The sequence below is a fragment of the Aureimonas sp. D3 genome, from assembly GCF_001463805.1.
Lineage (GTDB): Bacteria > Pseudomonadota > Alphaproteobacteria > Rhizobiales > Rhizobiaceae > Aureimonas > Aureimonas ureilytica_A.
On sequence record NZ_BBWM01000091.1, the window covers coordinates 1 to 6,806 of the forward strand.

9 protein-coding genes are annotated in these 6,806 nt (G+C 65.3%); 2 read left to right on the forward strand and 7 right to left on the reverse strand.

What is annotated here, in order from left to right:
• The 3 genes from AUL36_RS22820 to AUL36_RS22830 form a co-directional block, all read right to left on the reverse strand.
• On the reverse strand, positions 1-1,644 hold a 1,644-nt coding region (locus tag AUL36_RS22820), incomplete at its 3' end, for a hypothetical protein (RefSeq protein WP_156418551.1).
• A 506-nt stretch (positions 1,645-2,150) separates the two neighbouring features.
• Positions 2,151-2,390, reverse strand: a complete 240-nt coding sequence (locus AUL36_RS25055) for a helix-turn-helix domain-containing protein (RefSeq protein WP_062224545.1) — start codon at positions 2,388-2,390, stop codon at positions 2,151-2,153.
• A 30-nt stretch (positions 2,391-2,420) separates the two neighbouring features.
• Positions 2,421-2,606 (reverse strand): hypothetical protein, encoded by a 186-nt coding sequence (locus AUL36_RS22830; protein WP_062224547.1) that lies wholly within the window; start codon positions 2,604-2,606, stop codon positions 2,421-2,423.
• Positions 2,607-2,870: 264 nt separating this feature from the next.
• Between AUL36_RS22830 and AUL36_RS22835 the strand changes: the two genes are divergently transcribed.
• Both AUL36_RS22835 and AUL36_RS22840 read left to right on the forward strand, forming a co-directional pair.
• Entirely contained in the window at positions 2,871-3,716 is an 846-nt protein-coding gene (locus tag AUL36_RS22835; RefSeq protein WP_062224549.1) for a flagellin N-terminal helical domain-containing protein, read from the forward strand.
• 269 nt (positions 3,717-3,985) lie between these two features.
• The gene (locus tag AUL36_RS22840; protein ID WP_192843515.1) at positions 3,986-4,690 is read left to right on the forward strand and encodes a DUF1217 domain-containing protein; all 705 of its coding nucleotides are present in this window, start codon (positions 3,986-3,988) and stop codon (positions 4,688-4,690) included.
• Between the two features lie 33 nt (positions 4,691-4,723).
• On the opposite strand, the gene AUL36_RS22845 is transcribed toward AUL36_RS22840, so the two are convergent.
• The 4 genes from AUL36_RS22845 to AUL36_RS24380 all read right to left on the reverse strand — a co-directional run.
• Positions 4,724-5,194, reverse strand: a complete 471-nt coding sequence (locus AUL36_RS22845) for a hypothetical protein (protein ID WP_062224553.1) — start codon at positions 5,192-5,194, stop codon at positions 4,724-4,726.
• On the reverse strand, positions 5,191-5,766 hold the full coding sequence (locus tag AUL36_RS22850; RefSeq protein WP_062224555.1) for a hypothetical protein: 576 nt from the start codon (positions 5,764-5,766) through the stop codon (positions 5,191-5,193). Before AUL36_RS22850 ends, AUL36_RS22845 begins: the two co-directional genes overlap by 4 nt.
• Before the next feature lie 12 nt (positions 5,767-5,778).
• Positions 5,779-6,012, reverse strand: a complete 234-nt coding sequence (locus tag AUL36_RS22855; RefSeq protein ID WP_062224557.1) for a hypothetical protein — start codon at positions 6,010-6,012, stop codon at positions 5,779-5,781.
• A gap of 195 nt (positions 6,013-6,207) precedes the next feature.
• Positions 6,208-6,806, reverse strand: a 599-nt coding sequence (locus tag AUL36_RS24380; protein WP_192843902.1) for a hypothetical protein, incomplete at its 5' end; no start/stop codon positions are given.

Sequence of the window (6,806 nt, forward strand, 5' to 3'; positions counted from 1 at the left end):
GCCAGCCGGGCGACGCCCTCTCGTGCGCTTGCGCCTCGCCATTGCGTCAAAGTCCAACCCCGAAAACATCGTGAAATCAATCTCGGGGTTCAACGGCAGCAAGGCAAGCTGACGAGCACCCTTCTCGCTGATCGCCCGCTGACCGTAGCCTTCGTGCTCGTCCCCGCCTACCGTGTGTCCGACCTGAAGACGGCGGATACGCCCATCGACGTTGTCGTCTCGCATCTCATCGATGTTGTTGCCGCGAAGCGAGTGGAAGACCTCTCCCTTCCCCTTCTCGATGCCAGCCTTCTGGAAGAGCCGCTGCATGTACGAGGAGGCGCTCTTCGATGGATCGACCAGACGCATAATCTCCGGGAACAGGAAGCTGTCCCCTTGCTCCATTGCCCAGCCGATGAAGCCGATCTCTTTCAGAAGCGGGTGCAGGATGAAGTAGCCAGCACTGGCATCCGTTTTGATCGGCACGCGCATCCACTTGCCATCCCGCTTGGTGATGCCGGACGTATCGGCTACGAAAACGCCTCGGAACTTCTCGCGGACATCGCTTCCCTGAAGGTGAATCAGGAGGCCGAGGCGACGGCCTGTCAAATGGCCGAGAAGGGGCAGCATCGCTTCGTCGAGAAGGCCGCTGCCAACCCCGATCCGGAACACGCTGGAAATCTTTTCCGCCGACAACGGTGCCGACGGTCGCTTCGCGACCGCGGTTTCCGGATATCGGATGTTCGCTCCGCCAAAGGGATCGGAGTAGCCGTAGTCCTTCATTCGGCGGCGCATCATCGTGCCGATGACGCTGACGTAGCCCTCCTGGAAGGTCGAGCGCTTGAGCGGCTTGAGATGGAGATCGCGATTGTCCTCGATGATCTGGCGGGCGCTCCAGTCCTTTCTGCGATCGGCCTCGTCGGCGGGCCAGAAGCCGAGGAGATGGACGTAAGCCTGGAGATCGGAGGGGTTGTAGGTGTCGACGGGATGATCGCCGATCAGCTCGATGAACAGGTCGCGGCGGAACCGGGCCGTGCTGATGTCGCGCTGCTTGGACGGAGACGCATCCTCCCGATACTGGAGGTAGTCTTCCGAGACTTCGCTGAAGCGCGGCTTGAGCGACGGTGCGCGCGCAACGAAGCGACGATCCAGCTTATAGTCGGGGATCGGACGCCCCCTCTCGTCCAACGGCCGCGGCTGAGACGGCACTGGCGCCAAGCTCGCGGGGTGAACGCTTGGCGCAAATGGAACGGGCGCTGGCACCGCATCCAACGGACGGTTGGTCGAAGAGATCGCGCCGGATGGCGGCGTCAGAGCCGTCCCGGCGAACATGTCGACGTACTTGGCCTTCAGAAGATCGACGTTGTCGACAACGACGGGATTGCCGTCCGGGCCTTTCGCGACTTCGCGCGCGATGCCGACGAGACCACGAATCCCTGCCAGAGCGGCTGCTTGCTGAGCGCTGGGTTCTGGAGCCTCGCGATCGGCGATCTGCTTGAAGGCTTTCAGATAACCGCGGACCTCCGCCATCGCTTCCCGCGCATCCTCGCCCGAGAACATCGGCTCGCCCCCGGGCTCAGCGCCTGCATCCTTTTCGCCGCTCATGCCGCGCGCCTTGATGCGTACGAACTCGGTGCGGGCCGCGGCGGCGAGGAGATCGGCCATGCGCCGTGCGTCGTTGGCCGGACGCGCACCGAGCCCGATGCGGATCGGAGGCATAGCACGACCGCCGCCGAGCGCGATCGGCAGCCGAATCTGGAAGAGGTAGCTCGTGCCGCAGCGCACGAGGTGGGGACCGGGACCACGGGACGCGGCACGCTTGCGAGTGCCCTCCGTCCTCGCCTCCAACGATACACCGCACGATACACCACGCTGTACACCACCCGATCCACGCACGTTTCGGCCACCCTTGGCTGGGCGCCCCGATGAGCAGAATGCCGGAAGAACCGGGGTTTTGGAATTGGCGGAGTGTGAATCCTAAATGGCGGAGAGGGAGGGAGAGTCCCCCGTCTAAACGCACAACCCGTTGACGGCGCGGCGGAAAATCTCGCCTCGGCGACGAGCGCCTGGGTACACCAATGGGTACGGGGGATGGTTCATGTTGTCAACAATTAGCGCTTTAACGAACTACGCCGATCGTCGGTGCCGAGAACCACGCAGACCGCGTCAACTCACGATAGGTGGTCAATCGGATATGATCGCGCAGCCTGCTCCAGGTCATATCGCTTCCGCCTCAAGCAGATGGCGCTGAGGCTGAGTCCGAAGCGGCGGGCGATCTGCTTGTCGGTGAGGCCGCGGTCGAACTGCCGAACCATCTCCTCCTCGCCCGACGGGGTTAGCTTCTTGCTGTAACCTGCCCCCTTGAACCAGGCGGGGTCGGGTCCTGCGAACTCCCTACCGCCCTCCTGCATGTCCGCGTCCAGGGCGTCGAGCCTGCGCTCCTAGGCTTCCAGTCGGGAGGGGGCCTCCTCGAGCATCGCGGCCAGCGAGGGCCGTTCGAACTCCTCAACCACTTCCGCCAGCCTACGGGCGAAGGCTGGCTTTTCCCGAAGCACTCTCGCCACGTCCAGTAGCACATCCCGGGCCTCGCCGGGCACTTTGACCGTCACGCTTTCGAACGGTGGCATGGGTGTTTCCTTCGTCATGTCCGACACATCGAACGGAGTGGAGCGTGCCGTGCATCGAAATTTGCTGGGATCATCGATACATCGACGGTTCTAATAAAATTCTAAGCAGAAATTTTCCCGGACTTAAACTATAGTTTTGACTGCGAGCGGCTTTTACTGCGTTATTTAAAAGTCTATTGGAAAATATCGGAAGTTATTTTTCTCTATTTGCTAGAAACGAGGCACAGGCAACGAGGGTCTGCCTGAAGCAACGGGGAAATAAAAATGGTCACGATCAATACATCCGCTCGCTACGCTCTCCAGAACATCCGTTCGATCAGCGACGAGTTGACAACAACCCAGAATCGGATCTCCAGCGGCCTGCGCGTCGCAAGCGCCAAGGACGATGCGACCGTCTGGGTTGCCGCAGAGGGCATCCGTACCGACCTCAAGACGCATGCGGCGATCGACAAGTCCCTTTCCACAGCCAAGGCCACCGTTGACGCGGGAACGTCCGCCACCACTGGCATCGCTTCGGCTCTCTCGAACCTGAACGCGAAGCTCGCCGCGTACTCCGCCGCCTCCGACAAGAACACCGCTTGGTTGGCCGTTACTGCCGCTCAGGCCCAGATCACCGCGGCGACCAACTTCAGCGGCGCCAAGAACCTCATCAACAACGGCACGACGGCATACAGCTACGCGTCGAGTGTCGGCGCCGCGGGAGCGGTGGTGTCGAGCACCATCACGCCGGTCGACGTCGTGGCCGCTTCGACCACGGCCGTCATCACCGGAACGAACACGTTCACGACGACGCTGACCACGTTCACGCAAGCGGAACTCGACAACAGCAGCAAGGCCGCCGACATCTCGTCATCCCTTACCTCGACCATCACGACCGTCACCAACTACGCGGCAGCATTGGGTGCCGCCTCTGATCGGATCGCCACGCAGCAGTCGATGAACAAGGCTCTTTCGAGCTCCAAGGAAACCACGCTTTCCAACCTGGTCGATGCCAATCTCGAAGAGGAAAGTGCCCGCTTGCAGGCCCTTCAGACGAAGCAGCAACTGGCGTATCAGGCGCTGAACATCGCCAACCAGGGCGCGCAGAACATCCTCCGCCTCTTCCAGTAAGGAACCGCGGAACCGGACCCTAGCAAGCCGTCGGACCCATGATGCGGTCCCCGTCGCGAACATGAAGTTCCCGGCTTGCGCCAGCCCTCCGTTGCCCAGCATCGGGGGGCTGTTCTCATTGGAAACGGCCGCCATGCCGGGGTCGGCACGGGACGGAAGTACGTGCAACATCGACGAGAGGAATGCCCATGATCGGCGCTGCCGCCTCCTATGCGATCTATGCCCGAGACCTCACGGCTTCGCTTCAGAAGATCGCCAACCAGAAGTCCGTGCAGGCGGCCACCAAGGCTTTCGAGCGGGACCTGTCGAAGGTCAAGACCATCGACGACTTCATGTCCACGAAATCGGTCTATGTTTACGCCCTGAAGGCCTATGGCCTGGAAGACGACATGGGTTCGAAAGGGCTGATCCGGAAGGTCTTGGCAGGCGGGACGGCCAGCGGATCGTTGGCCTCGAAGCTAACGAACGGCGGGTTCAAGAGTCTCGCATCGGCGTTCACCTTCGATTCGTCGGGAAACGCGACGTTCAACGCTTCGGTCGCGGCTGCGGTCGAAACCGCCTACTACAGGCAGGGCATGGAGAACGCGGCCGGTGAGATGAACGGCGGGGCGCAACTCGCCCTTTATTTCCAGAGGACCGCAGCCTCCGTTAGCGGTGTCTACGGCCTCCTCGGGGACGGCAACTTGCTGAAGGTGGTGCAGGGCGCGCTCGGGCTGCCTGCTTCGATGTCGAACCTGTCGATCGACGCGCAAGCCAAACTCATCGAGTCGAAGCTCGACGTCTCCGACCTTCAGGACCCGGCAAAGGTGTCCAAGCTGGCGGCCAAATACGCTGCGAGGACCGATGCGCAATCGACCAAGCCCAGTTCGAACCCTCTTTCGGATCTCCTTGCGAGCCTGCGTTCGACCGACTCGCGTTCCTATGGTGGTGCGGGGACTGCATCGATCCTCAACATCGTCAGCGGCCAGCAATGACCTCAACCTCCTGTGGTTGAGCTTCAGCGGGCGCTAGACGCCCGCCAGACTCCGCTTGCCCTTGCCCCGCAAGGCGAACTTTCCGGCGAGGCTTCCGCTCGCTCCGGGTTCCGCGGATACCGCGGCGAGGAGGCGGCGGCCGCGGGCGCGCCAGTCCGTCAGGCAGCGGCCGGGGGCTCGGTCGACGTCGAGGAACAGGCGCCGCCATGCGCTGGGGTCGCCGTCCTCGATCGTCGCGAACATCGCTTGGAGGGAGTCGTCGGCCGCGATGGTGAGATCGCGACCGAGGGTGCTGCACCACGGCTCGGACGGCTGGCGGACCCGGCGCCAGTCCCGTCCGCTGGTAGTGGCGGCAGCTTCACTGGCCGCGACCACCCATGCCCGGAGGCGGTCGTCGTAGGTGACCCACTCCGGGGCGGCCCGACCGGCGGCGCGCTCGCGCACGTACCGCCGGAGCGCGACCGCCTCGCGGCGGGATTCGAGAACGGTGGCGGAGGAGGTCACGGGGCGTAGCGGCCTGCCACGTCGCCCTCCTCGTAGTCTCGCACCTCGTTGTCCATCTCGTCGTCGCCAAGGTCGTACTCCATGCGGTCCTCCGCCAACGCCTGCGCGTAGGACTCGAGGGCATCGGCAGCCTCCGCGACGGTCAGGCCGGAGAGGTCCTCCGCATGGTCCCACGCGGAGGCCATGGCGAGGTCGGGCTCGCCATATCCGCCCTCAGCAATCGAGGCCCGGAGACGGTCGCGGGCGGCCTCGTCGCCCGACCGCGCCGCTGCGTAGTCGGTCACGGGCGCGGTATCGTGCGCAATGAGGGTGCGGCCCCGCTCGCGCCAGTCGGGCAGCCGGGCGATGATGTCGGCCATGTCCGCGTCCGCGAGGCGGTCCAAGTCGGCGGCGGACACGTCGCCGACGAACCGCCGGAGCGCGGGGTCCGCCGAGAGGGCGGGTGCGCCGGGGATGTCGCCCGCGCGGCTGTAGGGATAGCGGATGTCGCCTCGCGCGAGCGCCTGAAGGTCGCGCACGATCGCGCGACCTCGATACGTGGGGACGGCTGAGAAGTCGTCGGCGGCGGCCATGGCAGGGTCTCCTCAGTCGATCGGATTCAAGCGTCGCCCGAACGCGGGCGCGGCATCACGCGCCGGCGCATCGGCGGGCTTCGCCGGAGCATCGAAAATGCTGGGGACCCCGGCGATGCGCTTCGCCTTCTGGCGATCGAGTTCGGCCGCGCCAAGCCGCCGGAACTCCGCGAGGGCCTGAACGATGTCCTCGCGGTCGGCGCGCGCGAGGTCGCGGCGCTGATCGTCGTCCAGATGGCCCGACACGAAGGCCCGGAGCGCGGGTTCGAGGCGCTTGAGGCTCGCGACGTCGCCCGCCGCCGCGCCGAGTAGGAGGTCGGCTTCGGCCGTCTCCGACCTGACGGCGCGGAGTTTCGTCGCGGTGTCGGCCGCGGAACCGGATTCGGCCGCCCAGGCTGCAGCGACGGTGGGCGGTGGCTGGTATCCGGCCAGTTCGACGCCTTACCGCTGGCACTCAGGCCAGAGGCGAGCCTGCGCCTCGGCCGGCCACGGGCCGTCCAACTCCAACGTGCCGCCCCAATCCTCGGCGGCCTTGGACGCGAGGGCGCGCAGCGCGGCGTCGCTGACCGGCCCCACGAGGTCCACGTGATCGCCGGAGTCCACGAGACGGCTGCGCCCGTCGAGGCCGACGCGGACCCCGGCCGGGGATTCTGACACGTCGGCGAAACCGCGACGGCGCCAGCGATCGGCGAGCGAGATCGCCTCCTCCTCGGGCATACCGCCCTTGCGGCGGCCCTTGCCCGGCTTCCCCGCCGCTGCGGTGCGCTCGATCCTGTCGACGCCGTAGACGGTGGAGACGCTGATGGCCTCGGCGAGAGTGGCGGCGGACGCGCTGTGCGGTCCCCACAGGGACACGGTGCCGGACTCGTCGTCGGCCTCGACCCAAGCGCCGTCGCGGAGCAACGCGCGGGTGCGGCGCGGGTCGCGGACATCGACCATGTAGAGCGCGTTGCCGGTCTTGGGCGGGAGGATCGCGTCGGGGAAGCGGTCGCGAAGCAAGCTCGCCTTGTAGTCCTGCTGGTGCGCGGGGCGGTCCTTCC